Raw genomic sequence first — 26,478 nt, forward strand, 5'->3', positions numbered from 1 at the left:
CGCTCAGCCCTCCGACGTGCCGCGGGTGACCAGGCGGCCGAGCAGCGCCACCAGCCGGTCCAGGCAGAAGCCCGTCAGGCCGACATAGGCCAGCGCCACGCAGATGTCCGACAGGTTGGAGGAGTTCCAGGCGTCCCAGATGAAGAAGCCGATGCCCACGCCGCCGATCAGCATCTCCGCGGCCACGATGGCCAGCCAGGACAGGCCGATGCCGATGCGCAGCCCGGTGAAGATGAAGGGCGCCGCGGCCGGCAGCAGGATGCGCCAGAAGTACTGCACGCCGCTCAGGCGGATGACGGCGGCGACGTTGCGGTAGTCCTGCGGGACGTTGCGCACGCCCACCGCGGTGTTGATGATGACCGGCCAGACGCTGGTGATGAAGATCACGAAGATGGCCGAGGGCTGCGCCTCGCGGAAGGCGGCGAGGGAGAGCGGCAGCCAGGCCAGCGGCGGCACGGTGCGCAGCACCTGGAAGATCGGGTCCAGCCCGCGCATCGCCAGCGGCGAGGTGCCGATGAGCAACCCGGTGAGGATGCCCACCGCCGCGGCGATGGCGAAGCCCAGCGCCACGCGCGAGAGCGAGGCGGCGAGGTGCCAGAACAGCCCCTTGTCCAGCCCGCCATTGTCGAAGAACGGGTCGGTGATCAGCGCGTGGCTGTCGGCCCACACCTTGGAGGGCGGCGGCAGGGTGGCGCCGGGCGCGTGCATCGCCGCTTCCCACACCAGGCCGAGCAGCAGCACGACGAGCAGCGGCGGCAGCACCGCGCGGGCCCGCCCCGCCCAGGCGCTCTCGCCCAGGATGGTGCGGCGCGGCAGGGAGAGCAGGGGCTTGGCCGGGGCGGGCCGGGGCGCGGAGACGGTCATGGCGTTCAGGCCCCCTGCGCCCGGCGGATCGGCTGGGATTCGATCCAGGCGCGGGTGTTCTCGGGGTCGAAGACCTTGCCGTCGAAGAAGGTCTCCCGCCCGCGGCTGGTGCCGCGCGGCGTATCGGCGGCGGGCACGCCGGCGCGCTCGGCGGCCTCGCGCCACAGCGCCTCGCGGTTCACCTGCGCCACCAGGGCGTTGAGGTCGAGGTCCATCGGCAGGATGCCCCAGCGCTGGTTCTCCGCCAGGAACCACAGGTCGTGCGAGCGGAAGGGGTAGCTGGCGTGGTCGCGCCAGAACTTCATGGTGATGTCGGTGTTGGTGACGCGGCGGCCGTCGCCGTAGTCCACCTCGCCGCGCATGCGGCCGATGATGTCGGCGGGCGGCACGTTGAACCAGGCGCGCCGGCCGAGGATGCTGCACATCTCCTCCTTGTTGGCGGGCAGGTCGCACCATTGCGCGGCCTCGATGACGGCGGCGGTCAGGGCGCGGGCGGCGTTGGGGTGGCGCTCCACCCACTCGGCGCGCATGGCCAGGCACTTCTCCGGGTGGTCCTTCCACAGCTCGCCGGTCACCAGCGCGGTGTGGCCCAGGCGCTGGTTCACCAGCTGCGCGTTCCAGGGCTCGCCGACGCAGAAGGCGTCCATGGTGCCCACGCGCATGTTGGCCACCATCTGCGGCGGCGGCACCACGATGGTGGAGACGTCGGTTTCCGGGTTCACGCCGCCGGCCGCCAGCCAGTAGCGGATCCACAGGTCGTGCGTGCCGCCGCGGAAGGTCATGGCCACCTTGCTGTCGGCGTTCACGGCGCGCTTCAGCGGGGCGCTGTCCAGCTTCACCCCCAGCGCGGCGTGCTTGGCGGCGATGGAGATGCCCTGCCCGTTGGTGTTCAGCCGCGCCAGCAGCGCCATCGGCACCGGCTGGCCGTTCTGCACGATGCGCCCGGTGTGGATGAGGTAGGCCATCGGCGTCAGCAGGTGCGCGCCGTCGATGCCGCCCGCGCCGCCGCCCAGCACCATGTTGTCGCGCGTGGCGCCCCAGCTGGCCTGCTTGGAGACCTCGACCTCCGGCAGGCCGTGCTTGGCGAAGAAGCCCTTCTCGCGCGCGATGATGAGCGGCGCGCTGTCGGTCAGCGCGATGTAGCCCAGCGTGGCCTTGCGCACCTCCGGCGCGGAGGAGCCCTGGGCCTGGACGCCGATGCGCGGGACGGCGGCGAGGGTGGCGGCGGTGGCGAGGAGGGCGCGGCGGTTCATACGGGTGACTCCGTGGGTGTCGAGAGGCGGGCGCCGGCCTGCGCTTCCAGGCAGCGGTCCCAGGGGGCGAGGGCGGCGGAGGGGTCCATCGGCGGCAGGTCGGGCAGGAACAGCGCGGCGGCGGCGCGGTCGGTGCCGGGGACGAAGCGCATGCGATGGGTGGCGTCGAAGGCCGAGGCCAGGACAACCTGCGGCATCCCGGGGAACAGGCGGTCGCGCAGCAGCGCCAGGGCCTCGGCGCGGTTGGCGTCCTCGTTCAGCCAGCGGCCGGCGGCCAGCACGGCGGCGGTGGCGGCCAGCGCCACCTCGCGCCGCCGGTCGGCGCGGAAGGCCAGCACCTTCTCCGGGTGGTCCGGCCACACCTCGGCGGTGCCGGCGACCACGCGGCCCAGCCCCGCAGCCTCGGCCGCCGCGGGCCAGGGGGCGCCGGCGCAGAAGCCGTCCAGCTCCCCCGCCGCGACCAGCCCTGCCATGGCGGGCGGCGGCGCCGCCACCAGCGTGGCGTCGCGCAGCCCCTGGCGCTCCAGCCAGCGCCGCAGCAGCACGTGATGGGCCGAGAAGGGGTGGACGATGCCGAAGCGCGCCCCGGGCCGCAGCCCGCCGGACAGCGCCGCCGCCGACAGGAAGATGCCGTTGCCATTAGCCGACAGGGTGCAGCCGATGGACAGTTCCGCCCGCACCCCGCCGGCGCCGCCCGCCAGCGCCAGGGCCAGCGGCGCCAGCAGGTGGGCGCCGTCCAGCGCACCCAAGGCCAGCCGGTCGCGCAGCGCGGCCCAGGCGGTCTCGGGGTCCAGCGCCACCCGCAGGCCGACGGCGCGGAACATGCCCTTGGCTTCCGCCACCAGCAGGGGGGCGGCGTCCATCAGCGGCAGGTGGCCCAGCCGAAGGGCGGGGGCGTCGGGGCGCAGGTTGGGGGCGGGCAGGTCCAGGGGCACGCGCGGCGACCGGGCTCTCGGGCGGGCCATCCTGGGCCGCCGGGAAGGGGATGGGCCGCGATGGGATGCGCCATTGCACCCCGCCCACCAGCGCAACCTAGGAGGTTGTTCGCGGGTGCAGCAAGGCATTTCTGCCCTGAATCAGCGCATCAAGACGTGTGTAGCCTGAAAAGCGCGCATCATGCCCTGAAATCAGCCAGGTAGTCTGCGGCGGCCTGACCAAGCGGGATGCGCCGCGCCATCGCCAGGCGCTGCAGGCGGCGGTGCGCCTCCGGCTCGCTCAGGCGTTCGTCGCGCATCAGGCGGCGCTTGGCGGCGGCGATGCGGTCGCGCTCCTCCAGCGTGGCGCGGGCCTGCGCCAGTTCGGCGCGCAGCGCCTCGTGCGCGCGGAAGCGCAGGATGGCGACCTCCAGCACCGGGCGCACGCGGGCGGGCGAGAGGCCCTCCACCACGTAGGCGGCGACCCCGGCCTCCAGCGCGGCGGCGATCTGCTCCGGCGCGCCGCGCTCGGCGAACAGCACCACCGGGCGGGGCTCGTCGCGGTTCAGGGCGCGCATCGCCTCCAGCGCATCACGGGAGGGGTCGTCGAGGTCGCAGACGATGACGTCGGCGCCGCATTCGCGCACCCGGGCGGTCAGGCGCGCGGCATCGGGGGCGATGGCGACCACGGCGCAGCCCGCGGCCTCCAGCCCCTCGCGCACCGCCGCGGCGCGCGCGGCGTCGTTGTCCACCAGCAGAACCTTCAGCCTCGGCCACCCTTCGCAGGCGTGCCGGCGCCTTCCCCGTGCGCCGATGCTACAGCAAGGCGGGCGGCGAGGGAATCATCCGGAAGGGAGACGGGAAACGAGCGCCGCGCCGGCTAGCCGGCGACCGGCATCAGCACCACGCGCACGCCCGGCGCGCGGCGCACCCCGCCCTCCCCGCCGCGGCGGGCGGGGTCCAGGAAGCCGCGGGTGCGCGCCTCGGCGCGGATGCGGTCGCGCTCCACGCCCTGCTTCGCCAGCTCTTGCGCCACGAAGCGCGCCCGCCGCGCGGCGAGGCGCGAGGCGGTCTCGGCCCCGCCCTCGCCGGCGCCGGCGAAGCCCAGCACGCAGAGGTTCAGCGCCTGCTCCGCCTTCGCGCGCTCGACCAGCGGCGCCAGCGCGTCGAGGCCGGCGCGGTCGCGGCCCTGCGGGAACTCCAGCACCACGCCCTCCAGCTGCTCGGCGCCGACGCAGGAGAAGTCGCGCACCTGCGCCTGGGCCGGGGCGGCGAGCAGCAGGGGCAGCAGCAGCAGGGCAGGGCGGATCATGCCGCCACAACCAGCCCGGCCTCGCGCAGTTTCGCCAGCGTGGCCGGCGCCGCCGGGTGGGCCTTGGCCAGTTCCGCCTCCGTCACCTCGCCGCGCGCCAGCGCCCAGGCGGCGGCCTCGGCCTCGGGCGGGGTCAGCGCCACGGGGCTGCCGGCGCCCTTCAGCACCCAGTCGGCGCCGCGGCGCACCGGCTTCGCCCCGGCGGCCACCACGCGGAAGCTGGGGGAATCGCCGCCATCGCCGGCCTCCGCCCCCTCGGGCGCCATGCCGCGCCAGCCCAGCAGGTCGTTGCCGCCGCGGCCGTAGCGGTAGCTGGCGACGAAGCCGGTCAGCACCTCCAGCACCTTGGGGTCCTTGCACAGCTCCGCAAGGCGGGCGCCGAGCTGGCCGGCGCGCTGGGTCAGGGCGAACTTCGCCGCCGCAGTGCCGTCCTGCCGCGGCAGCGGCTGGCGGAAGGCGGCGTCGTACAGCACGCGCTCGCCCAGGATGGTCATCAGGTCCATGCCCAGCGGCGCGTGCGCGCCGTAGGCGACGTGGACGGAGGCCGGGGCCTCGGCCAGGGCGTCGTGGTACCAGCCGCGCGGCAGGTAGAGCAGGTCGCCGGTCTTCAGCGTGACCTTGGCGCGCAGCCGGCCCTTGGCCTGCTCATGGTGCTCCTGCGTCTGGGAGCGGAACACGGGGTGGGAGATGGGCCATTCGGCGCGGCCCTCCCAGATGTTCCAGCTTTTCTCGCCCTCCACCTGCACCGCCCAGACGTCGTGGGTGTCGTAATGCGCCGGGAAGGCCTTGTGCGACTGCCAGGAGATGTAGACGTTGGCCTGCGCCTTCCCCAGCCCCGCATTCTCCAGCGCCTCGCTCACCCCCGCCAGGCCGGGCGTCAGGCTGTCCACGTCGTTCATCACCACGGAGGCGCCGCGCCGCACCCAGTCGCGCACCTTGCCCACCACGGGCTGCATCAGGCGCTCGTTGGCGTCGCGCGCGGTCTGCGCCTCGCAGTACTCGGCCGCGGGCACCGGCTTGCCGTCCAGCACCAGCATCAGGGAGCGCGAGGTCCAGATGTGGGTCATGTCCAGCAGGCGGTTGATGCCGCGCCATGACAGCACGGAGGCGAACTTCCCCGCCGCGCCCTTCAGGTGCAGCGGCTGCTTGTCATGGTATTCGGCGAAGAACTGCTCGGGGCTCATCGGGGCCAGCAGCTCGGCGAGGGTCATGCTCATGGGATGAAATCCTAGCGGCCCGCGGCGCATTGGGGAACGGCGGCCTGGACGCCGCCGCCGCCCCTGGCCCATGGTCGCCGCAGCACGGAGGAACCGCATGCCCGAAGCCCCCCACCCGACCGACGCCCTGCGCGCGGAGGTGCTGGCCGCCGCCGAGGCCCGGCTGCCCGAGGGGGGTCCCGCCCGCCGCCTGCTGCCCGCCCTGCATGCCGCCCTGCCCACCGCTGAGCTGGCCGCCCGCCCGCCGGAGGCGCTGGCCGCCGCCGCCGCCTCGCTGGCCGACCTCGCCGCCGGGCGCGCCCCCGGGGCGGCGGCGCTGCGGCTGACGCCGCCCGGCCCGGGCCCCGCGGTGATCGAGATCGCCACGGACGACATGCCCTTCCTGGTGGACAGCGTGCTGGGCGCGCTGACCCAGCAGGGCCGCGTGGTGCAGGAGCTGCTGCACCCCATCCTGGAGGGGCAGAGCCTGATGCGCGTGGTGGTCGCCGCCGCCCCGGGCAACCTGCTGCCCGGCATGCGGCCCGGCGGCTGGGCGCAGGTGGAGGCCGCCATCGCCCGCGCCCTGGCCGACACCCGCGCCGCCGTGGACGACTTCCCCGCCATGCTGGCCCACCTGCGCGCCGCCGAGGCCACCCTGGCCGGCGAGGAGGCCGAGTTCCTGCGCTGGATGCGCGAGGACAACTTCGTGCTGCTGGGCCACCGCCGCCTGGTGCTGGAGGGCGAGGGCGCCGCCCAGGTGGAGGCCGAGAACCTGGGCCTGCTGCGCGAGGCGGCCCTTCCGGTGTTCGACGCGCTGGCCGCCCTGCCGGTGCTGCCGCCCGCCGCCCGCGCCGCCCTGGCGCAAGGCCCGGCGGTGACGGTGGCCAAGGCCAACATGCGCGCCACCGTCCACCGCCCGCAGCACGCCGACGTGGTGGCGGTGCGCGGGCCGGATGGCGTGCGCCTGTTCCTGGGCCTGTTCGCCGCGGCGGCCTACAACCGCAACCCGCGCTCCATCCCGCTGCTGCGCGGCAAGGTGGAGCGCGTGCTGGACGCCGCCGGCGTCTCGGCCGGCACCCATGACGGGCGGGCGCTGCGCAACATCCTGGACACCTGGCCGCGCGACGAGCTGTTCCAGGCCGGCGAGGCGGAGATCCTGGAAGGCGCGCGCAAGGCGCTGGACCTGTCCATCCGCCCGCGCCCGGCGCTGTACCTGCGCGCCGACCCCTTCGGGCGCTTCGTTTCCGCCATCGCCTGGCTGCCGCGCGAGGGCTTCGACACCGCGCTACGCCAGAAGGTGGGGGAGCTGCTGGCCCGCGCCCATGGCGGGCGGCTGAGCGCCTTCTACATCGCGCTGGGCGACGCGCCGCTGGCGCGCGTGCACTACATCATCGGCACCGACCCGCGCGCGGCGCAGCGCCCCGACCCCGTGGCGCTGGAAGCCGCGGTGGCGCAGGCCGCGCGCTCCTTCACCGAGCGGCTGGGCGAGGCGCTGGTGGCCGGGCGCGGCGAGGCCGCGGCGGGCGAGGCGCTGGCCGCCTGGCGCGACGCCTTCCCCCCCGGCTACCGCGACATGGAGGGCGCCGCCCAGGCCGCCGCCGACCTCGCCCTGGCCGAGCAGGCCCTGGCGGAGGGAGCCCCGCGCGCCGTGATCCGCCGCGAGCCGGGCCAGCCGGAGCGCCGGGTGGAGCTGCGCCTGGCCATGCCCGGCACGCCCCTGGCCCTGGCCGACGCCCTGCCGCTGTTCGAGAGCCTGGACTTCCGCGCCATGGAGGAAGTGCCGCACCGCCTGCAGCCGGAGGGCTCCGACGGCGCGACGCTGCACGTCTTCCAGCTGGAGGCCGGCGTGCCCTGGGACCCGCAGCGCGCGCCGCTGCTGCTGGAGGCGCTGTCCGCCCTCCTGGCCGGGCGGGCGGAGGCGGACGGCTTCAACCGGCTGGTGCTGCGCGCCGGGCTGTCCTGGCGGGAGTGCTGGCTGCTGCGCGCCCTGTTCCGCTGGACCAAGCAGGTGGGCTTCCCCTTCGCCCAGGAAAGCGTGGCCGACGCCCTGGCCAGGGAGAGCGAGGCGGCGCGGCTTCTGCTGGCGCTGTTCCACGCCCGCTTCGGCGAGGCGGGCGACGAGGCCGCCGCCGAGGCCGCGCTGCTGGCCGCGCTGGACGGCGTGCAGGACGCCGACGCCGACCGCATCCTGCGCCGCCTGAAGCGCGTGCTGGACGCCATGCTGCGCACCAACTTCTTCCAGGGCAAGGACTACCTCGCCTTCAAGCTGGACAGCGCCCGCGCGGGCGAGATGCCCAGCCCGCGCCCGTGGCGGGAGATCTTCGTGCATTCCCCGGGCATGGAGGGCACCCACCTGCGCGCCGGCCCGGTCGCGCGCGGCGGCATCCGCTGGAGCGACCGGCGGGAGGATTTCCGCACAGAGATCCTGGGGCTGATGAAGGCGCAGCGCCTGAAGAACGTCGTCATCGTGCCCACCGGCGCCAAGGGCGGATTCGTGCTGAAGGGCGCCGTGCCGGAGGGGCGCGAGGCCTTCCAGGCGGCCGGCGTCGCCGCCTACCGCACGCTGGTGCGCGGCATGCTGGACCTGACGGACAACCTGCGCGGCGAGGAGGTGGTGACGCCCCCCGGCATCCGCCGCCGCGACGGCGACGACCCCTACATCGTCGCCGCCGCCGACAAGGGCACCGCCAGCTTCAGCGACATCGCCAACGCGCTGTCGGCCGAATACGGCTTCTGGCTGGGCGACGCCTTCGCCTCCGGCGGCTCGGCCGGCTACGACCACAAGCGCATGGGCATCACCGCCCGCGGCGCCTGGGTGATGATCGAGCGCCACTTCGTCGAGACGCTGGGACGCTCCATCCACGACGCGCCCTTCGACGTGGCCGGCGTGGGCGACATGTCGGGCGACGTGTTCGGCAACGGGATGCTGCTGTCGAAGCAGGCGCGGCTGCGCGCCGCCTTCGATCACCGCCACGTCTTCCTCGACCCCCACCCGGACCCCGCGGCCTCGTGGGAGGCGCGGGCGCGGCTGTTCGCGCTGCCGCGCTCCTCCTGGGCCGATTACGACGCGGCGCGCATCAGCGCCGGCGGCGGCGTCTTCCCGCGCAACGCCAAGTCCATCCCGCTCTCGCCGCAGGTGCGGGAGATGCTGGGGCTGGAAGGCGACAGCGCCGAGCCGGCGGCGGTGATGCAGGCCATCTTGCGCATGCCGTGCGACCTGCTGTATTTCGGCGGCATCGGCACCTACGTGAAGGGCAGCGCCGAGAGCCAGGCCGCGGCCGGCGACCGCGCCAACGACGCCCTGCGCGTGGACGGCAAGGAGCTGCGCGCCAAGGTGGTGGGGGAGGGGGCGAACCTGGCCGTCACCCAGGCCGGGCGCATCGAGGCGGCGCGCCAGGGCATCCGCATCAACACCGACGCGATGGACAACTCGGCCGGCGTTTCCACCTCGGACCACGAGGTCAACATCAAGATCCTGCTGGCCGCCGCCGAGGCCGAGGGCCGCCTGACCCGCCGCGCCCGCGACGAGCAGCTGGCGGCGATGACCGACGAGGTCGCCGCCCTGGTGCTGGCCGACAACCACCTGCAATCGGTGGCGATGACGCTGGAGGAGCGCGCGGGCGCCGCCGCCCTGCCGGCCCAGGCGGCCCTGATGGCGCAGATGGAGAAGGCGGGCGTGCTGGACCGCGCGGTGGCCGGCCTGCCCGACGCCGCCGCCATGGCCGCGCGCACCGAGCCGCTGACCCGGCCGGAGGTCGCGGCGCTGATGCCCTTCGCCAAGCTGTGGCTGAACGAGGCGCTGGAGGCAGGCCCCCTGCCGGACGACCCGGTGTTCGAGGGGCTGCTGCGCGCCTATTTCCCCGCCCCGCTGCGCGACGACCCCGGCATCCTGCGCCACCGGCTGCGGCGGGAGCTGGTGGCCACCGCGCTGGGCAACATGGTGGTGAACCGGCTGGGCCCGGCCGCGCTGGGCCGGCTGGCCGCCGCCGCCGCCCCGGCCGAGGTGGTCGCCGCCGCCTGGCTGGCCAGGGAGCTCTACGGGCTGGAAGCGCGCTTCGCGGAAGCCGAGGCCCTGCCGGTGGCCGAGCGCCTGCCGGCGCAGGACGCCCTGCGCGCCCTGATGGAAGCCGCCACCGCCGAGCTGCTGCCCTTCGCCGCCGAGGGGCCGGGCGCAGCGCTGGCGCGGCTGCGCCCCGGCTTCGCGGCCCTGGCCGGCGAGGGCGCCGCCGCCCCTGCCATCCTGCGCCTGGCCAGCGAGACGGGCGCCGCACCGGAGGACGCCGCCCGTGCATGGCGCGAGGCGGGCGAGGGCTTCGCGCTGGAAGCGCTGCGCGACGCCATCCGCCGCGCCCCGTTGCGCGGCCCCTTCGCCGACCGCGCCCGCGCCGCCCTGCTGGGCGGGGTGCGCGACGCCCAGGCCCGGCTGGCCGCCCAGGCGCTGCGCGGCGGCCTGCCGGAGGCGCGGGAGCTGCGCGTCCTGCTGGCGGAAGCGGCGCGCACGCCCGACTTCGCCGCCGCCTCCGTGGCGGTGCGGGCGCTGGCGGAGGCATGACGCGGCAGGAATGGGCCTGGGCCTCCTTCGACTGGGCGAACAGCGCCTTCCCCACCGTCGTCTCCACCTTCGTCATCGCCGCCTACGTCACCCGCGGCCTGGCGCCGGACCCGGTGACGGGGCAGGTGTGGTGGGGCTGGACGCAGGCGCTGGCGGGGCTGGGCATCGGGCTGCTCTCGCCCCTGCTGGGGGCGATGGCGGATGCCGGGGGGCGGCGGCGCGCCTTCCTGGCCGGCTTCACCGGGCTGACGGCGCTGTTCACCGCCGGCATCTGGTTCGCGCAGCCCGGCGCGGAATGGGCGCTGTGGGCGCTGGCCTGCGTCGGCCTGGCGACGCTGTGCTTTGAATTGGGGACGGTGTTCTACAACGCCATGCTGCCGGAGGTGGCGCCGCCGGAACGCCTGGGCCGCGTCTCGGGCATCGGCTGGGCGCTGGGCTACGCGGGCGGGCTGGCCTGCCTGGGGCTGTGCCTGGTCCTGCTGGTGCAGCCCGACCCCTCGCCCTTCGGGCTGGACCGCGCGCGGGCCGAGCACGTGCGCGCCACCGCCCTGCTGGTGGCGGGCTGGACCCTGCTGTTCGCCCTGCCGCTGCTGCGCCACGCCCCGCCGGAGGCGCGCGGCGGCGACTGGCGCGGCGGGCTGCGCGCCCTGGGCGGCGTGCTGCGCCGCCTGCCAGGGCGGCCTGCCCTGCTGCGCTTCCTGCTGGCGCGCCTGCTCTACACCGACGGGCTGAACACCCTGTTCGCCTTCGGCGCGGTGTTCGCCGCCGGCGCCTTCGGCATGGGCTTCACCGAGATCCTGCTGTTCGGCATCGCGCTCAACGTCACCGGCGGGATCGGCGCGCTGGCCGGCGGCTTCCTGGAGGAGCGGCTGGGCGCGCGCGAGACGGTGCTGCTGTCGCTGGTGGCGCTGATGGCGCTGGGCGCCGCGATGCTGCTGGTGCAGGACAAGGCGCTGTTCTGGGTGCTGGGGGTGGCGCTGGGGCTGTTCTTCGGCCCGGCGCAGGCGGCCTCGCGCTCGCTGATGGCGCGCATGGCGCCGCAGGGCGAGGTGGCGGCGCATTTCGGCCTGTTCGCCCTGTCGGGCCGCGCCACCTCCTTCCTCGGCCCCGCCCTGCTCGCCACCGTGACGGCGGCGACGCAGAGCCAGCGCTGGGGCATGGCCGTGGTGCTGGCCCTGCTGGGCGGCGGCGCGCTGCTGCTGGCCGCCGTGCGCCCCTCAGAATAGGGCGGCGGGGGCCACCGTGCTGCCGGTGAAGCCGCGCATGCGCAGCGGCTGCATCATGAAGCAGAACTCGCTGCGCCCGCTTGCCGCCAGCTCGACCAGGTTCATGTTCTCCAGCAGGTGCACGCCGTTCACCACCAGCGCGATCTGGTGCACCGGCAGCGAGGCGTTGGGCATGGTCTTGGAAGGCGCGCATTCCACCGGCCAGTTGTCGGCGCCCAGCAGCAGCGGGTTGCGCTGGATCAGCCACTCGGCGGCGGCGATGCCCAGGCCGGGGCAGGTGCGGACGTAGCGCGCGTTGTCGCGGCCCCACAGGTGGCCCCAGCCGGTGTTGACGATCATCGCGTCGCCCTCGCGCAGCTCGAGGCGCTGGCGGGAGAGGCACTGCTCCAGGTCGGCCACGGTGATCTCGTAGTCGTCGGGCAGGGTCTGCACGCCCTTCAGCCCGGCCACGTCCATCAGCACGCCGCGGGCCAGGATGCTGCCCACCGTCTCGATCCCCATCTCGCGGAAGCCGCCGCGGGTGGCGATAGAGGCGACGTCCACGCAGTTGTAGGTCAGGTCGCCGATGGTCTGGTGCGGGAAGCCGTCGAACTGCGTGCCGACCTGCGCGATCTCGCCCACCACCAGCTCCTCGTTGGAGCCGCGCTGGTTGGCCTCGGGGTTCATGAAGGTGCGCTTGAGGTGGACGTCGAAGCGGCGCGTGCCGAAGAAGGGCATGGACTGCGCCAGCTCGTGCCCGATCTCGATCTTGCGGCCCTCGCGGATCATCGCGGCGGCGTCGCGCATGCGCTCGGGCGTCATGGTGTTCAGCGAGCCGCGGCGGTCGGCGGCGCCCCAGCGCGAGGGGCAGCGCTGCTGCGGCGCCGGCGGCGACCAGGCGCCGCCGGGTGCCGGCTGCGCGCTGGCCTGGAGACCGAGGTGGCCCGTGCCGCAGGCCAGGCAGGCGCCGAACAGCGCCCGCCGCGAAAGACCCTTCATGTTGCGTTCCCTCCGCGTTGCGCGCGGCCCGGCTCAGCGCCCGGCCACGCTGCCACGCGCGGGCGCGCGGCGTCCAGCGCGTTCAGACGCCGGTGTAGAGGTAGGCCGGCATGGGCATCGTCTCGTCGCGCACGGCGCGCACGCCGGGCACGGATTCCGCCAGCACGCGCAGGCCGCGCTTCACGCCCTCGTCGCGCATGAAGCCGTGGAACTCCACCACGCCGTCCTTGACCTCGACCAGGGTGTGGAAGCTGTCCACCCAGGGCTGCTTGCGCATCAGGGCCATCACGGCGCGGCGGATGCGGTCGTCCGAGCAGTCGGCCATCTCCGGCGGCTCGGCGACCAGGGCGCGCAGCAGGTCGGCGCGCGAGACCAGGCCCGCCAGGCGCCCGTCCTCGATCACCAGCACGCGGCGGATGCCCTTCTCCTCCATCAGCGCGGCGATCTCGCTCGCGCGGGTGTCGCCGGTGACGGAGACGACCTCCTCCGTCATCACGTCGGCGGCGCGCAGGCCGTGGGTGCGGGCGAAGCGCTCGGCCTCCTGCGCCGGGTTGGCGAACAGGGTGCGGAACCAGGCGGCGGGCTTCTCGGCCTCGCCGGCCAGGCGGCGGATCAGGTCGGCCTCCGTCACCACGCCCATCACGTCGCCGGCCTCGCCCAGCACGGGCACGGCGGAGATGCCGCGCTCGGCCAGCAGGCGGGCGATGGCCAGCACGGGGGTGGCGAGGGGGACGGTGACGACGTCGGGCGTCATCAGGTCGCGGGCGGTGAGGCGATTCATGGCGGGGGTCTCCCTGGATCTCGGCCGCCAGGGTGCCGCCCTCGCCGGGGCCGCGCCTTGATCCGGCGCAACATCGGGGCTTCCCGCGGGGGTGGGGCCGCCCTATCTGGATGGGAAGTGAAGTTTCCAAGGGGAGAAACGCGTTGTCCGAGATCACCCGCCGCGCCGCGCTGGCGCTGCCCGCCGCCGCGCTGGCCGCACCCGCCCTGGCGCAATCCTCCCAGCAGCTCGTCATCGGCACCGGCACCACGGGGGGCGTGTACTTCCCGCTCGGCGGCGCGCTGGCCAACTACCTGTCGCGCGGGCTGCCCAACACCTCCGCCACCGCCGAGGTGACGGCGGGCTCCACCGCCAACTTCCAGCTGCTGGGCGCCAACCGGGCGCAGATCGTGTTCGGGCAGGTGGACGCGGCGGTGGACAGCATCCGCGGCGCCGGGCAGTTCCGCGGCCGGCAGGTGCCCACGCGCGCCATCGCGGTGCTCTACACCAACCGCATGCAGGTGGTGACCACGGCCGACCGCGGCATCCGCACCATGGCCGACCTGCGGGGCAAGCGCGTCTCCACCGGCGCGCCGCAGAGCGCGACCGAGCTGTTCGCCCGCCGCCTGATCGCCGCCGCCGGCCTGAACATCGAGCGCGACTTCCGCGGGGTGGAGCGGCTGAGCCCAGCGGAAAGCACCAACGCCATCCGCGACAACAAGATCGACGCCTACTTCTTCGTCTCCGGCGTGCCGACCAGCGCCATCACCGACCTCGCCGCCACGCCGGGCACCACCATGGTGCTGGTGGACCACGCCGAGCACCTGGGGCCGATCGTGCAGGAGCACGGGCCGGTCTACTTCGCCGAGGAGATTCCCGCCGGCACCTATCCGGGACAGACGGCGCCGAACAAGCAGCTCTCGGTGGCCAACATCCTGGCGATGCGCGAGGACGCGCCGGCCGCGCTGGTGACCGGGGTGCTGAACACCCTGTGGGGCCAGCGCGAGGACTGGGCGCGCGTGCATGCCGAGGCGCGGAACTTCAACCTGGGCGCCCAGAAGACGGCGGCGGCCGGCGTGCCCTGGCACCCGGCGGCCGAGGCGTTCTGGCGCGGCCAGGGCGCCAGCCTGTAGCGCTCAGCGCGCGCGCTTGCGCCCCGAAAGGGCGGACAGCGCGCGCGCATCCCCGGTGTCGGCGCGCAGGGCTTCCTGCGTGCGGGTCCATTCGCGCTGCATCACGCGGTCGGCGATGGCGACGAAGGCGTCGTCCAGCCGCTCGACCTCCGCCGAGGGCGGCTCGGTGCCGCCACGCTTGGCGTCGGCCAGCAGCAGGTCCACCTCCTCCATCAGCGCGTCGAGGCGGGCGTATTCCTGGTCCTCGTGGTTGAGGAGGAGCTGCACCTTGGTGGCGGCGCGGGCGTATTCCTGCACCGCGCGCTCGCTGGCCTTGCCGCGCATGGACAGGCGCGCGACGGCGCCCAGGTAGTTCGCCATTTCCGCCGCCAGCTCGTCCATGCGCCGCAGGCGGTGCTCGGCGAGGCGCAGCGAGACGTCCTTGCGGTGGTTGCGCCGCAGGGAGAACACCGTGACGGCCAGGGTGACGAAGCTGGCCAGCAGCACGCCGGTGCCGGCCAGGATGGGGGTCAGGGCGTCCCAGTTCACCATGCCGCCGAGGGTGCGCGGCCGCGTCCCGCGCCGTCCAGCGGCGCGGGACGGCGCGCCACGGGCCGGGACGCCCGGCTCAGAACAGCACGACGGTGCGGATGCTTTCGCCGCGGGCCATCATGTCGAAGCCCTCGTTGATGCGCTCCAGCGGCAGGGTGTGGGTGATCAGCGGGTCGATCTCGATGCGGCCCTGCATGTACCAGTCCACGATCTTCGGCACGTCGGTGCGGCCGCGCGCGCCGCCGAAGGCGCTGCCCTGCCAGCGCCGGCCGGTGACCAGCTGGAAGGGTCGGGTGCTGATCTCCGCGCCCGCGGGCGCCACTCCGATGATGGTGGAGACGCCCCAGCCCTTGTGCGCGCATTCCAGCGCCTGGCGCATCAGCGCCGTGCTGCCCACGCATTCGAAGGAGTAGTCGGCGCCGCCGCCGGTCAGCTCCACGATGTGCGCCACCAGGTCGCCCGTGACGTCACCCGGGTTGACGAAGTGCGTCATGCCGAACTCCCGGCCCATCTCGGCGCGGCCGGGGTTCAGGTCCACGCCGACGATCATGGCCGCACCCGCCATGCGCGCGCCCTGGATGACGTTCAGCCCGATGCCGCCCAGGCCGAACACCACCACGTTGGCGCCCGGCTCGACCTTCGCCGTCCACAGCACGGCGCCGATGCCGGTGGTGACGCCGCAGCCGATGTAGCAGACCTTGTCGAAGGGGGCGTCCTCCCGCACCTTCGCCAGCGCGATCTCCGGCAGCACGGTGAAGTTGCTGAAGGTGGAGCAGCCCATGTAGTGCAGGATCGGCGTGCCCTTGTAGGAGAAGCGCGAGGTCCCGTCGGGCATCACGCCACGCCCCTGGGTGGTGCGGATCTTCTGGCAGAGGTTGGTCTTGGGGTTCAGGCAGTACTCGCATTCCCGGCATTCGGGCGTGTAGAGCGGGATCACGTGGTCGCCCGGCTTCAGCGAGGTGACGCCCGGCCCGACCTCGCGCACCACGCCCGCGCCCTCGTGGCCCAGGATGGCGGGGAACATCCCTTCAGGATCGGCGCCGGAGAGGGTGTACTTGTCGGTGTGGCACAGGCCGGTGGCCATGATCTCCACCAGCACCTCGCCGGCGCGGGGGCCTTCGAGGTCCACCTCGACGATCTCGAGCGGGCGCTTCGCCTCGAAGGCGACGGCGGCGCGGGTCTTCATGCTGGGCGTCCTTCCTTACTGCACGGTCAGCTGGCGGCCGCGGATGAAGTCTCCCCACAGGCGGCTTTCGTGGTCCAGCCGGTCCTGCATGGCAGCGGCGCTGCCTTGCAGGGGAATCAGGAACTGCTCGTCCAGGCGGCGGCGCACGCCGGCATCGGCCAGGGCACCGGTGACGGCTGCGTTCAGCCGCGATACCGCCTCCGCCGGCATTCCCGCCAGCCCGACCAGGGCGAACCAGCCCGGCATCACCGGCACGTCCAGCCCAGCCTCGGCCTGGGTCGGCAGCTCAGGCAACTGGGGCATGCGTTGCGGCGCCACCACCGCCAGGGCGTTGACCCCGCCGGCCTGGATCTGCGGGAAGGCGACGCCGAAGGTAGGAATCATCGCATCCACCTCGCCGGTCAGGACGGCGGTGACGCCTTGCGCCGTGCCAGGATAGGGCACGTGGGTCATCCGCACCCCGGCGCGGTCCGTCAGCATCTCCATCGCCAGGTGGGTGGAGTTGCCGATGCCGGCACTGCTGAAGGAGAGGTCGCGCGTGCGCGCCGCCTCCACCAGGGCGCGCAGGCTGGTGATGCCCGACTTCCTGGAGGCGATGAGCACGAAGGGCGTGTCGGTGACGGGCGCGATCATCGTGAAGTCGCGCTGCACGTCGTAGGGCAGGTTGCGGAACAGGTGCGGGTTGAAGGCAAGCTGCGAGACGCCGGTCAACAGCACGGTCTGCCCGTCGTTGCGCGCCGCCTTCAACGCATTCACCGCGACCGCGCCATTGGCGCCGGGCCGGTTCTCGATCACCACCGGCACCCGCAGAGCGGCGGAAACCGGGTCCTGGATGATGCGCCCCACCATGTCGTTGGAGGAGCCGGGCGCCTGGGTGAGAATCATCCGCAGTGCGTTTCCGCCCGCCGCCGTCTGCGCCAGGGCCGGCGCGGCGAGGGGGAGGGCGATCAAGGTTCGGCGCAGCATGGCTCAGGCTCCGGCACGAAGGGGAAGGTCGAGGAAGGAGGGCGCGCGCAGCGTGAGGCCGGGCGGGCGGCCATGAGGCGTCTGCACGAAGTGGTCGGCGTCGTGCCCGGCCACCGAGAGCCGGATCCGGCTGCCGGCCGCGAAGCGCCATGCGGTGGGCAGCAGCGCGAGGCGGATGGTCTCGGCGATGCCCGGCGCCATCGGCGCGGCGTCGGCCCGGTGGAAGGAACGCCACGGCCAGGCGCAGCGGTAGGTGGGTGGCGGGGTGCCTTCCCGCCGGTGCAGCAGGCGCAGCAGCCCTTCGGTGACGTAGCGCACCGTGCCGTCCGCCTCCACCTCCGAAAGGTAGAGCACCAGGGCCCCGTCCTTCTCCGAGCACTCCAGCGTCACCTCCGCCACCGCGTGCCCGGCAAGGTCCAGCGGCGCCTCCAGCGGTGCACTGTCGAAGCAGGGCAGGGCGGCGGCGCGCTGGGTCCAGTCGGCGTGGTAGGTGGTGCTGTTGATGCCGGCGATGCGCTCGTAGCGCGTGCCGTCGCCGCTGCCCCAGGCGAAATCGGCCTGCACGGCGGCGGCCAGCGGCGCAGGGGCCGGCTGCAGCGCGCCGCCCTCGGCCAGGTGCAGGCGTTTGCCTTGCGGGGCTGGCGGCCATGCGGGTGCGGCGTGCCATGCCTCCTCGTGCTGGGCGAAGTAGTGGATCGGCGCCTCGCGGCGCAAGCCGGTGTCGCGGCCCATGAGGTATTCGTCGAAGAAGCGCGTCACCTCGGCCAGCAGGGCGAACTCCGGCTCGACGCCGCCGCGCCAGGGTGAGGTGTTGCAGCGCGCCCCGTGATCCCACGGGCCCAGCAGCAGGTGGCGCGGGTTGCGCTCAAGCGTCAGGAAGCGGGCGATGGCGCTGTTCGCGTAGCCAGCGCCATCCATCCAGCCGGAGACGCAGAGCACCGCGACGTCGTCGCGGATGCCGGGGCTGGCGGCATAGGGGCTGATGTCCGCCGAGGAGAAGCCGGGGTCGGAGGGCAGGGGATCCTCGCGGAACTTCAGGTCGCCCATGAAGTCGGGCTGGCGGAAATTGCCGAGATGGCCGACCACCGCGGCGCGGCACAGCGCGCCGTCCGTGTCCTCGTCCACCGGGTGCGGGCCGGCCAGGGCGGGGTCGGCGAAGTAGCTGAAGCGGCGCAGCAGGTCGCGCCGGTCATGGTCCATCGCCACCATCAGGTCGTCGTACACCTGTGCCAGCCGGTTCAGATAAATCCCGCCCGGATAGTAGTGGTCGCCCCAGGTGTCCCATACGGCGAAAAGCGGCGCGATGGCCTTCACCGCCGGGTGGCCTGTGCTGGCGAGGAAGTCGCTTGCCGCGCCAGGATAGGAGATGCCGGTGGCGCCGATGCGCCCGTCGCTCCAGGGCTGGGCGATGACCCAGTCCGCCACTTCGCGCGAGTCGTCGCGTTCCTTCGGCGAGCGGAAGCTGTCGCGCGTGCCGAAGCTCGCGCCGGTGCCGCGCACGTCCACGACCACCAGCGCATAGCCGCGCGGGACGAAGGCGTCGCGGAACTTGGCGGCGTTGGGGCAGGGCTCCGCCACGGCGCCCGGCGCCAGCGCGAACCTGCGGTAATAGGGAGTCAGGATGACGATGGCGGGCACCGGGCCGTCGGCGCCTTGTGGCAGCCAGACGTCGAGCGCCAGCCGGCAGCCGTCGCGCATCGGCAGGTAGCGCGAGAGCGGCCTGGATGGGACGGTGAAGTCCGCGGAACGCCTGGCCCAGTAGGCCGAGGGTGCCTCTTGCCAAGCCGTGCTGCCCGCATCGCCGTCCGCCACGCCATCCATCCTTGCCGGTGATGGACGGCAGCTTGGCCCCGGCGGCTGGCTTCGCCAAGCCGCCGGGGCGGTCGGTCACACCGCGGCGCGGTTCACCCGCGTCTCGGCCACCATGGTGAGCTTGGCGTCGGCCGCCTTCTCTTCATCCAGGTTGGCCTGCAGCAGGGCGGCGCAGTCGGCGCGGCCGAGCTGCTTGGCCCAGGCGATGAGGGTGCCGTAGCGCGTCATCTCGTAATGCTCGACCGCCTGGGCGGAGGAGATGATGGCCGCGTCCGTCACCTCGGGGTCGGAGACGTCGCCCAGGATTTCCTTGGCCTCGGCCAGGATGCCGTCCATGGCGGCGCATTGCACGCCCTTGGGGTCGTGGCCGTGCTGGCGGAACACCTGCTCCAGTCGGCCGATCTGGCCGCGCGTCTCGTCCAGGTGCTGGCGCAGGCCCTGCTTGAGGCTGGGGTCCTGCGCCTTCTCGATCATGGTGGGCAGGTTCTTCTCGATCTGCTGCTCGGCGTAGTAGATGTCCTGCAAGGTGTGGACGAAGAGGTCGTCCAGCGTCTTGATGCTCTTGCTGAACAGGCCCATGGCGCGCCTCCGTTGCTGTGCGTGGAGGCTGGGGAACGCCCGGCCGGGCGCCGGGTTGGTCTGGGGTTGGCCGGCGGCCCCAGCACAGCGCAGCCGCCACAGGGCAATGCCGAAGGCAAGCCCGGCCAGCCTCCACCGCCCTGCCAAGGCCCCACCGCGGCAAGCAGGATGCGCGCGCACGGCACGCGCCGGCTCCCTCCAGGGGGCTGCAGCAAGGCCCGTGGAGCGGGCGCCCGGCGCGGCCGCCCGCTCCAGGCGGGCGGAGATGAAGGCATCAGAAACACCTCCGGCCGCGCGCGACGCGTCCTGGTAGGGGCGGGGGGACTCGAACCCCCATGGCCGCGAGGCCGCTCGATTTTGAGCCGAGTCCGTCTACCGTTCCGGCACGCCCCCGTGCGACGGGGGGATAGCAGCCCCGCCACGCTTCGTCACCCCGCGTTACAATCCCCGCTGTTACATTCGGGGCCGCGATGGACACCACCCCCCACATCCTGGTGCTGGACGACGACCGGGAGATCCGCGAGCTGCTGGGCGCCTTCCTGGAGCGCCAGGGCCTGCGCGTGACGCTGGCGCGCGACGCGCGGGAGTTCCGGCGGCTGTGGCCCGGGGCCGCCTTCTCCCTGGTGGTGCTGGACCTCATGCTGCCGGGCGGCGAGAGCGGGCTGGACGTGGCGCGCTGGCTTCGCTCCCAGGGCGGCGCCAACTCCCAGGTGCCCATCGTGATGCTGACCGCGATGGGCGAGGAGACCGACCGCATCGTCGGGCTGGAACTCGGCGCCGACGACTACATGGCCAAGCCCTTCAACCCGCGCGAGCTGCTCGCGCGCATCCGCGCCGTGCTGCGCCGCGCCGAGGGCGCCGCCGCCCCCGGCGGCCCGCCCGACCGCCGCTTCCGCTTCGGGGGCTGGGAGCTGGAAACCGCCCGCCGCCGCCTGCTCAGCCCGCAGGGCGTGGAGATCCCGCTGACGGGCGGCGAGTTCGACCTGCTGACCATCCTGGTCGAGCGCCCCAACCGCGTGCTGACGCGCGACATGCTGATGGACCTGCTGCACAACCGCCAGCCGGGCCCCTTCGACCGCGCCATCGACGTCGCGGTGTCCCGCCTGCGGCGCAAGCTGGAGGATGACGGCCGCAACCCGCAGATCATCAAGACCGTGCGCGGCGGCGGCTACGTGCTGGCCGCGACGGTGGAGCGCGCATGAGGCGGTTCTGGCCGCGCACCCTGGCCGGGCGCACGGCGCTGGTGCTGATCCTGGCGCTGATGGCGGTGCAGGCGGCGGGGCTGACCATCCACGCGCTGGACCGCGTGGACCTGCAGCGCCGGCAGGATGCGCGGGAGGTGTCCTTCCGCACCGTGGCGCTGTGGCGCGCCCTGGTGACGACCGCGCCGGAGCGCCGCCCGGCCCTGCTGGCGGAAACCGACCTGCCGCCCGGCCTCGCCGCCACGCTGGACGAGGCGCCGTCGGTGACGCCCGGCATGCGCCCGGTGCCTGAGCGCCTCTCCGGCCTGTTCCGCCTGGACGGCCCGCCATCGCCCGGGCCGGGGCGCCGCTTCCGCCCGGCCGAGGTGCTGAGCGGGTCCGAGCGCGGCCGCGTGCTGGTGTCCCTGCGCTTCCCCGACCGCGGCTGGCTGAACCTGGAGGTGTCGCCGCCGCGGCCGCGCCCCTGGCATTCGCCCACCTTCGCCATCGCCTTTGCGCTGATGTCGGCCGCGGCGGCGCTGCTGATCCTGTGGGCGGTGCGCCGCCTGACCCGGCCGGTGGCGGAACTCGCCGCGGCCGCCGAGCGCCTGGGGCGCGACGTCAACGCCCCGCCGCTGCCGGAGGCCGGCCCGCGCGAAGTCGCCACCGCCGCGGCGGCCTTCAACACCATGGCCGGCAACATCCGGCGCTTCGTGGCCGACCGCACGCAGATGCTGGCCGCCATCGGCCATGACCTGCGCACCCCCATCACCCGCCTGCGCCTGCGCGCCGAGCTGATGGAGGATGACCGCCTGCGCGAGCGCACCCTGCGCGACCTGGAGGAGATGGAGCGCATGATCGCCGCCACCCTGGCCTTCGCGCGCGACGACGCGGCGCAGGAGCAGGCGGTGCCGCTGGACCTCGCCGCGCTGGCGCGCACCGTGCTGGACGAGGCGGCGGACGGGCAGGAGGGTGCCGTCACCGCCTATGCCGGGCCCGACCGCCTGGTGCTGCCGCTGCGCCCGCTTTCGGCCAAGCGGGCGCTGGCCAACCTGGTGGGCAACGCCCTGCGCTACGGCGGCGCCGCGCGCATCACGCTGGCGCGCGGGCCGCGCGGCGCGCTGCTGGCGGTGGAGGATGACGGCCCCGGCATCCCCGAGGCGGCGCTGGAGGAGGTGTTCCGCCCCTTCCACCGCCTGGAGGAGAGCCGCAACAGCGAGACGGGCGGCACCGGGCTGGGGCTGACAATCGCGCGCTCCATCGCCCGCGCCCATGGCGGGGAACTGTTGCTGCGCAACCGCCCGGGTGGCGGGCTGCGGGCGGAACTCTCCCTGCCCGGTTGAAACCGGCGCGCCACGCCCGCCGTTTGGACCGCCATGAACAAGCTGCTCCTCGCGCCGGTCCTGGCCGGCGCCGCCCTCCTCGGCTCCGCCGCCATGGCCCAGAACATGGGCGTGCCGCAGCCTTCCGCCACGCTGTACGAGGGCCAGCCCGCGCTGGCCCCCGTGCCGATGGCCCCCGTCGCGCCCATGGCGATGCCGGCCGCGCCGATGGCGCAGATGCCGACCGCGATGGACCGCGCCTCCTGGGATGCCCTGCGCGAGCAGGAGCGCCGCCAGTGGGAGCGCGAGCGCGCCGAGCTGATCCGCCAGGGGCATGGCGTGCCCTCCAACCGGCGGCAGTGAGGGCCGTGCGCCCGCTGATCCTGGGCGCGGCGGCGTTGGGCCTGCTTGCTCCCTGGGCGGCGCCGGCCGCCCAGGCGCAGGACCTGGGGACGATCATCCAGCAGATCGCCCCGGGCCTGGTGCCGCAGCCCCAGGCGGATGACCGCAACCGCAACGGCGTGCCCGACTGGGAGGAGAACCGCCGCCGGGTGGACCAGAACCGCAACGGCGTGGACGACCGCGAGGAACGCCGCGCCTATGGCCGCGACCGCGACCGCGACGGCATCCCCGACCGCGCCGAGCGCCGCGCCTACCGCGAGGACGAACGCCGCCTCGCCGAGCGCGAGCGCGAGCTGGAGCGGGAACGCCGCCAGCTGGAACGCGAGCGCCGGGACCTGGACCGGCGCTGGTAGGCCGGGCACACACCCCTCCGCGCCGCCCCCGGCGCGGAGGAGCACCGCCATGTCCCTGAAGGCCGCCATCATCCCCGTCACCGCCTTCGCGCAGAACTGCGCCATCGTGTGGGACGACGCCGCCAGGGCGGCCACCGTGGTGGATCCGGGCGGCGACGTGGACACCATCCTCCAGGCCCTGGAGTCCGAGGGGCTCACGGCCGAGCAGATCGTGCTGACCCACGGCCACATCGACCATGCCGGCGGGGCGCTGGAGCTGAAGGAGCGCGCCGGCGGCATCCCGGTCATCGGCCCGCACCGCGCCGACCAGATGCTGCTGGACCACCTGGAGCAGCAGGGCCGCGCCTACGGCCTGGACGGGGCGCGCAACGCCACCCCCGACCGCTGGCTGGAGGAAGGCGAGGAGGTCGCCATCGCGGGGCAGGAATTCGCCGTGCTGCATTGCCCGGGGCATTCGCCGGGCTCGGTGGTGTTCTTCTCCGCCGCGCTGCGCTTCGCCATCGTGGGCGACGTGCTGTTCCGCGGCTCCATCGGCCGCACCGACTTCCCCTATGGCGACCACGCCGCGCTGATCAACGCCATCACCACCAAGCTGCTGCCTCTCGGCGACGACGTCCGCTTCACCTGCGGCCACGGCCCCGGCGGCGATTTCGGCACGGAGCGGCGGACCAACCCCTTCCTGCGCGGCTGAGCGCGCCTCAGCGCAGCAGCGCCGCGCCGAAGCCCGCGCCGCCCAGCAGCACCCAGAGGGGCGAGCGCTGCGTGCGCCAGACGAACAGGAAGGAGGCCAGCACCACCGCCAGCACCGGCGGCGCCTCCCTCACCGTGCCCTCGGCCAGCAGCAGGCCGGAGGCGGCGATGAGGCCGATGGCGATGGGCACCAGCCCGCGCTCGGCGCGGCGCAGCCAGGGAAGCTCGCGCCGCTGGAGCCGGGAGAAGGCGTAGGCCAGCAGCGAGGTCGGCCCGCACATCGCCAGCATGGCCAGGAACATCCCCGCCGCGCCCGCCACGTGCCAGCCGATCAGGCCGACCACCATGATGTTGGGCCCCGGCGCCGCCTGCGCCAGCGCGAACAGCTTGGCGAACTGCAGCTGGCTCATCCAGCCGTGCTCCTGCACCACCAGGCGCGACATCTCCGGCAGCACGGCGATGCCGCCGCCCACCGAGACGAGCGACAGGCCCAGGAAGGTGACGACCAGGGCGTGCAGGCCGCTGTCGTCGCTCATCGGCGCGAGGCCGCCCAGATGCCCAGCGGCGCCAGCCCCAGCAGCACCAGGGGCAGCGGCACGTGCAGCATGGCCAGGCCCAGCGCCAACGCGCCGGTGAGCCACAGCAGCGGCGTCGGGCGCAGCTTCACCGCCATCTTCACCGCGGTGCCCAGCACCATGCCGGCGGCGGCGGCGGCGATGCCGGTCAGCACCGCGCGCACCAGCGGCAGCTGGCCGTAGCGGTCATAGGCGGCGGCGACCAGCACCAGCACCGCCATCGGCCCGGCCAGCAGCCCCAGGCAGGCCAGCGCCGCACCGGCCGCGCCGTGGAAGCGCGCGCCGATGGCGATCGCGCAGTTCAGCGCGTTGGGGCCGGGCAGCACCTGCCCCATGCCCAGCGCCTCGGCGTATTGCTGGTCGGAAAGCCAGCCCTTCTCCTCCACCAGCAACTGCCGCGCCCAGGCGTTGACGCCGCCGAAGCCGGTCAGGCCGATGCGCAGGTAGGCGAGGAAGAGCTGCCCGCGCGTCGGCGTCACGGGAACAGGAAGCCCAGCACGCCCCCGGCCGCCAGCACCCAGAGCGGCGAGAAGCCGGTCCGCCAGATGAACAGGGCGGAGGCGGCGATGACCAGCCAGGGCAGCCAGCCGGTTCCCGCCGCCTCGGCCATGATGACGCCCGAGGCGGCAATGAGACCCACCGCCACCGGCACCAGCCCGAACTGCGCCGGCTTCAGCCAGGGCGCCTTGGCCAGCCGCTGGGTCAGCCCCGCCACGCCCCAGGCCAGCACGGAGGCCGGCAGCAGCATGCCCAGCGTCGCCGCCGCCAGCCCGGCCGGGCCGGCGATGTGCCAGCCCATGACGGAGGCCGCCAGGATGTTCGGCCCCGGCGCCGCCTGCGCGAGCGCGAAGAGCTGGCCGAAGGTGGCGTCGTCCATCCAGCCGTGGATCTCGACCAGCTGGCGGTGCATCTCCGGCAGCACGGCGTTGGCGCCGCCGATGGCCAGCAGGGACAGGCCGGCGAAGGCCCAGAACAGCGCCGCGATCACGCCGCCCGCGCCCGGCGCAGCGCCAGCCAGATGCCCGGCGGCCCCAGCCCCAGCACGATCAGCGGCAGCGGCAACCGCAACCAGGCGCCGGCCAGCAGCGCCAGCAGGGCGATGGCGGCCAGTTCCGGCGGCGGCTTCAGCCGCGTGCCCATCTTCAGCGCCATGCCGATGACCATGCCCGCGGCGGCGGCGGCGATGCCGCGCATCACCGGCGCCACCCGCGGGTCCTGGCCGAAGGCGCCGTAGAAGCTGGCCAGCGCCACCAGGATGGCCAGCGGCGCGGCGTAGAGCCCCGCCGTGGCGGCCAGCGCGCCGGGCAGGCCGCGGAAGCGCCGGCCGATCATGATGGCGGCGTTGCCCACGTTGGGGCCGGGCAGCACCTGGCCCAGCCCCAGCACCTCGGCGTAGTCGCGCTCGGTCAGCCAGCGCCGCTCCTCCACGATGACGTGGCGGGCGATGACGGCCACGCCGCCGAAGCCCAGCAGCCCGATCCTGGCGTAGCCGAGGAAGAGGTCGCGCAGCCTCAACGCGGCAGCTGCTGCTCGACCAGCGTGGCGAAGAAGGAGGCGCCGACCGGCAGGATGGCGTCGTCGAAATCGTAGAGCGGATGGTGGACCGGCGCCTTGCCCTCGCCGCCCAGGAACACGTAGGAGCCCGGGCAGGCGTTGAGCATGAAGGAGAAGTCCTCCGCCCCCATGGTGGGCTTCGGCAGCTCCTTCACCTTGTCGGCGCCGACGATGGCTTCGGCGGCGGGCAGCAGTAGGCGCGTGCTCTCGGGGTTGTTCACCGTGGCGGGGTAGGCGCGCAGGAAGCGGTGCGTCGCCTCCACCCCGAAGGCGGCGGCGATGCCTTGGATGATCTCGCCGAAGCGGCGCTCCAGCAGGTCGCCCACCTCGGGCAGGAACCAGCGGGCGGTGCCCAGCATCCTCAGCGTCTCGGGGATGACGTTGTAAGTGTGCCCGCCCTGGATGCAGCCGATGGTGATGACGCCGGCGTCCACCGGCTCCACGTTGCGCGCCACCACGGTCTGCAGCGCCTGGATGATGGCGGCGGCCACCACCACCGGGTCGTTGCCCTGGTGCGGCATGGCGCCGTGCGCGCCGCGGCCCTTCAGCTCGATCTCCAGGTTGGCGACGGCGGCCATCATCGGGCCTTCCTTCCACAGGAAGGTGCCGGGCTCGCCGCCCGGCCAGTTGTGCAGGCCGAACACGCGCTGCATCGGGAAGCGCTCGAACAGGCCTTCCTTCACCATCACGCCGCCGCCGGCCAGGTTCTCCTCCGCCGGCTGGAAGATCAGGTGCACGGTGCCGGAGAAGTTGCGCGTCTCCGCCAGGTACTTCGCCGCGCCCAGCAGGATGGTGGTGTGGCCGTCATGCCCGCAGGCGTGCATCTTGCCGGGCACGGTGCTGGCCCAGGGCTTGCCGGTGGCTTCCTCGATGGGCAGGGCGTCCATGTCGGCGCGCAGGCCCACCGCCCTGCCGTTCGGACCGCCCTGGCCGTGGATGACGCCCACCACGCCGGTGGTGGCGATGCCCTCGTGCACCTCGTCGCAGCCGAACTCCCGCAGCTTGGCGGCGACGATGCCGGCGGTGCGGCGCTCCTCGAAGCCCAGCTCGGGGTGCTGGTGGAAGTCGTGGCGCCACGCCGTCATCTCGGGGTGGAACTCGGCGATGCGGTTGAGCACGGGCATGGCGGGGGGACTCCT

Annotated in this window: 26 protein-coding genes and 1 tRNA gene; 8 read left to right on the forward strand and 19 right to left on the reverse strand. The window is 74.1% G+C overall.

Features of this window, described 5'->3' with window-relative positions:
• Window positions 1-3: 3 nt before the first annotated feature.
• The 6 genes from ntrB to ACI6QG_RS07935 all read right to left on the reverse strand — a co-directional run bounded on the left by ntrB (window position 4) and on the right by ACI6QG_RS07935 (window position 5,560).
• Window positions 4-864: a nitrate ABC transporter permease gene (gene ntrB, locus ACI6QG_RS07910; RefSeq protein ID WP_407024046.1), complete on the reverse strand. Its 861-nt coding sequence runs from the start codon at window positions 862-864 to the stop codon at window positions 4-6.
• A 5-nt stretch (window positions 865-869) separates the two neighbouring features.
• Window positions 870-2,117 carry a CmpA/NrtA family ABC transporter substrate-binding protein gene (locus tag ACI6QG_RS07915; protein ID WP_407024047.1) on the reverse strand — a complete coding sequence of 416 codons (1,248 nt, stop codon included), beginning with the start codon at window positions 2,115-2,117 and terminating at the stop codon, window positions 870-872.
• The gene (locus ACI6QG_RS07920) at window positions 2,114-3,052 is read right to left on the reverse strand and encodes an ABC transporter substrate-binding protein (RefSeq protein ID WP_407024048.1); all 939 of its coding nucleotides are present in this window, start codon (window positions 3,050-3,052) and stop codon (window positions 2,114-2,116) included. The genes ACI6QG_RS07915 and ACI6QG_RS07920 overlap by 4 nt, the downstream gene beginning before the upstream one ends.
• A 179-nt stretch (window positions 3,053-3,231) precedes the next feature.
• The gene (locus ACI6QG_RS07925) at window positions 3,232-3,783 is read right to left on the reverse strand and encodes an ANTAR domain-containing response regulator (RefSeq protein ID WP_407024049.1); all 552 of its coding nucleotides are present in this window, start codon (window positions 3,781-3,783) and stop codon (window positions 3,232-3,234) included.
• A gap of 128 nt (window positions 3,784-3,911) precedes the next feature.
• Complete coding sequence (locus tag ACI6QG_RS07930) at window positions 3,912-4,343, reverse strand: hypothetical protein (RefSeq protein WP_407024050.1); 432 nt, start codon at window positions 4,341-4,343, stop codon at window positions 3,912-3,914.
• On the reverse strand, window positions 4,340-5,560 hold the full coding sequence (locus ACI6QG_RS07935; protein WP_407024051.1) for a cupin domain-containing protein: 1,221 nt from the start codon (window positions 5,558-5,560) through the stop codon (window positions 4,340-4,342). The genes ACI6QG_RS07930 and ACI6QG_RS07935 overlap by 4 nt, the downstream gene beginning before the upstream one ends.
• Before the next feature lie 97 nt (window positions 5,561-5,657).
• Between ACI6QG_RS07935 and ACI6QG_RS07940 the strand changes: the two genes are divergently transcribed.
• Together ACI6QG_RS07940 and ACI6QG_RS07945 are read left to right on the forward strand one after the other, a co-directional pair.
• Window positions 5,658-10,091: an NAD-glutamate dehydrogenase domain-containing protein gene (locus tag ACI6QG_RS07940; RefSeq protein WP_407024052.1), complete on the forward strand. Its 4,434-nt coding sequence runs from the start codon at window positions 5,658-5,660 to the stop codon at window positions 10,089-10,091.
• Window positions 10,088-11,317 (forward strand): MFS transporter, encoded by a 1,230-nt coding sequence (locus tag ACI6QG_RS07945; protein WP_407024053.1) that lies wholly within the window; start codon window positions 10,088-10,090, stop codon window positions 11,315-11,317. The genes ACI6QG_RS07940 and ACI6QG_RS07945 overlap by 4 nt, the downstream gene beginning before the upstream one ends.
• On the opposite strand, the gene ACI6QG_RS07950 is transcribed toward ACI6QG_RS07945, so the two are convergent.
• Together ACI6QG_RS07950 and ACI6QG_RS07955 are read right to left on the reverse strand one after the other, a co-directional pair.
• Window positions 11,309-12,295 carry a cyclase family protein gene (locus ACI6QG_RS07950; protein ID WP_407024054.1) on the reverse strand — a complete coding sequence of 329 codons (987 nt, stop codon included), beginning with the start codon at window positions 12,293-12,295 and terminating at the stop codon, window positions 11,309-11,311. The two genes, ACI6QG_RS07945 and ACI6QG_RS07950, sit on opposite strands and share 9 nt — an antisense overlap.
• An 82-nt stretch (window positions 12,296-12,377) precedes the next feature.
• Entirely contained in the window at window positions 12,378-13,076 is a 699-nt protein-coding gene (locus ACI6QG_RS07955; protein WP_407024055.1) for a CBS domain-containing protein, read from the reverse strand.
• A 143-nt stretch (window positions 13,077-13,219) separates the two neighbouring features.
• Here ACI6QG_RS07955 and ACI6QG_RS07960 point away from each other — a divergent pair, with 143 nt between their 5' ends.
• The gene (locus ACI6QG_RS07960; protein ID WP_407024056.1) at window positions 13,220-14,188 is read left to right on the forward strand and encodes a TAXI family TRAP transporter solute-binding subunit; all 969 of its coding nucleotides are present in this window, start codon (window positions 13,220-13,222) and stop codon (window positions 14,186-14,188) included.
• Window positions 14,189-14,191: 3 nt separating this feature from the next.
• Here ACI6QG_RS07960 and ACI6QG_RS07965 read toward each other — a convergent pair whose 3' ends face one another.
• The 6 genes from ACI6QG_RS07965 to ACI6QG_RS07990 all read right to left on the reverse strand — a co-directional run bounded on the left by ACI6QG_RS07965 (window position 14,192) and on the right by ACI6QG_RS07990 (window position 19,655).
• On the reverse strand, window positions 14,192-14,719 hold the full coding sequence (locus tag ACI6QG_RS07965; protein ID WP_407024057.1) for a hypothetical protein: 528 nt from the start codon (window positions 14,717-14,719) through the stop codon (window positions 14,192-14,194).
• Between the two features lie 76 nt (window positions 14,720-14,795).
• The gene (locus tag ACI6QG_RS07970; protein WP_407024058.1) at window positions 14,796-15,905 is read right to left on the reverse strand and encodes an S-(hydroxymethyl)glutathione dehydrogenase/class III alcohol dehydrogenase; all 1,110 of its coding nucleotides are present in this window, start codon (window positions 15,903-15,905) and stop codon (window positions 14,796-14,798) included.
• Between the two features lie 15 nt (window positions 15,906-15,920).
• Window positions 15,921-16,856, reverse strand: coding sequence for a Bug family tripartite tricarboxylate transporter substrate binding protein (locus ACI6QG_RS07975; RefSeq protein WP_407024059.1), 936 nt, complete (start codon window positions 16,854-16,856; stop codon window positions 15,921-15,923).
• Between the two features lie 18 nt (window positions 16,857-16,874).
• A complete protein-coding gene (locus ACI6QG_RS07980) occupies window positions 16,875-18,692 on the reverse strand; it encodes a CocE/NonD family hydrolase (protein ID WP_407024060.1) in 1,818 nt (605 codons plus the stop codon).
• A 66-nt stretch (window positions 18,693-18,758) separates the two neighbouring features.
• On the reverse strand, window positions 18,759-19,262 hold the full coding sequence (locus tag ACI6QG_RS07985) for a YciE/YciF ferroxidase family protein (RefSeq protein ID WP_407024061.1): 504 nt from the start codon (window positions 19,260-19,262) through the stop codon (window positions 18,759-18,761).
• A 307-nt stretch (window positions 19,263-19,569) separates the two neighbouring features.
• A tRNA-Leu gene (locus tag ACI6QG_RS07990) sits at window positions 19,570-19,655 on the reverse strand.
• A 77-nt stretch (window positions 19,656-19,732) separates the two neighbouring features.
• Here ACI6QG_RS07990 and ACI6QG_RS07995 point away from each other — a divergent pair.
• The 5 genes from ACI6QG_RS07995 to ACI6QG_RS08015 are packed head-to-tail and all read left to right on the forward strand — an operon-like array spanning window position 19,733 to window position 23,211.
• Window positions 19,733-20,464 (forward strand): response regulator, encoded by a 732-nt coding sequence (locus tag ACI6QG_RS07995; RefSeq protein ID WP_407024062.1) that lies wholly within the window; start codon window positions 19,733-19,735, stop codon window positions 20,462-20,464.
• Complete coding sequence (locus ACI6QG_RS08000; RefSeq protein ID WP_407024063.1) at window positions 20,461-21,786, forward strand: ATP-binding protein; 1,326 nt, start codon at window positions 20,461-20,463, stop codon at window positions 21,784-21,786. The genes ACI6QG_RS07995 and ACI6QG_RS08000 overlap by 4 nt, the downstream gene beginning before the upstream one ends.
• 33 nt (window positions 21,787-21,819) lie before the next feature.
• A complete protein-coding gene (locus ACI6QG_RS08005) occupies window positions 21,820-22,128 on the forward strand; it encodes a hypothetical protein (protein ID WP_407024064.1) in 309 nt (102 codons plus the stop codon).
• 5 nt (window positions 22,129-22,133) lie between these two features.
• Window positions 22,134-22,520, forward strand: coding sequence for a hypothetical protein (locus ACI6QG_RS08010; RefSeq protein WP_407024065.1), 387 nt, complete (start codon window positions 22,134-22,136; stop codon window positions 22,518-22,520).
• 49 nt (window positions 22,521-22,569) lie between these two features.
• Window positions 22,570-23,211 (forward strand): MBL fold metallo-hydrolase, encoded by a 642-nt coding sequence (locus ACI6QG_RS08015; protein ID WP_407024066.1) that lies wholly within the window; start codon window positions 22,570-22,572, stop codon window positions 23,209-23,211.
• A 7-nt stretch (window positions 23,212-23,218) separates the two neighbouring features.
• On the opposite strand, the gene ACI6QG_RS08020 is transcribed toward ACI6QG_RS08015, so the two are convergent.
• The 5 genes from ACI6QG_RS08020 to ACI6QG_RS08040 are packed head-to-tail and all read right to left on the reverse strand — an operon-like array spanning window position 23,219 to window position 26,463.
• Window positions 23,219-23,746 carry a chromate transporter gene (locus ACI6QG_RS08020; RefSeq protein ID WP_407024067.1) on the reverse strand — a complete coding sequence of 176 codons (528 nt, stop codon included), beginning with the start codon at window positions 23,744-23,746 and terminating at the stop codon, window positions 23,219-23,221.
• Window positions 23,743-24,264 carry a chromate transporter gene (locus ACI6QG_RS08025; RefSeq protein ID WP_407024068.1) on the reverse strand — a complete coding sequence of 174 codons (522 nt, stop codon included), beginning with the start codon at window positions 24,262-24,264 and terminating at the stop codon, window positions 23,743-23,745. The genes ACI6QG_RS08020 and ACI6QG_RS08025 overlap by 4 nt, the downstream gene beginning before the upstream one ends.
• A complete protein-coding gene (locus ACI6QG_RS08030; RefSeq protein WP_407024069.1) occupies window positions 24,261-24,773 on the reverse strand; it encodes a chromate transporter in 513 nt (170 codons plus the stop codon). Before ACI6QG_RS08030 ends, ACI6QG_RS08025 begins: the two co-directional genes overlap by 4 nt.
• Window positions 24,770-25,300: a chromate transporter gene (locus tag ACI6QG_RS08035; RefSeq protein WP_407024070.1), complete on the reverse strand. Its 531-nt coding sequence runs from the start codon at window positions 25,298-25,300 to the stop codon at window positions 24,770-24,772. Before ACI6QG_RS08035 ends, ACI6QG_RS08030 begins: the two co-directional genes overlap by 4 nt.
• Entirely contained in the window at window positions 25,297-26,463 is a 1,167-nt protein-coding gene (locus ACI6QG_RS08040) for a M20 aminoacylase family protein (RefSeq protein ID WP_407024071.1), read from the reverse strand. The genes ACI6QG_RS08035 and ACI6QG_RS08040 overlap by 4 nt, the downstream gene beginning before the upstream one ends.
• Window positions 26,464-26,478: the final 15 nt, after the last annotated feature.

Source organism: Sabulicella flocculans (assembly GCF_045449635.1).
Classification (GTDB): domain Bacteria; phylum Pseudomonadota; class Alphaproteobacteria; order Acetobacterales; family Acetobacteraceae; genus Roseococcus.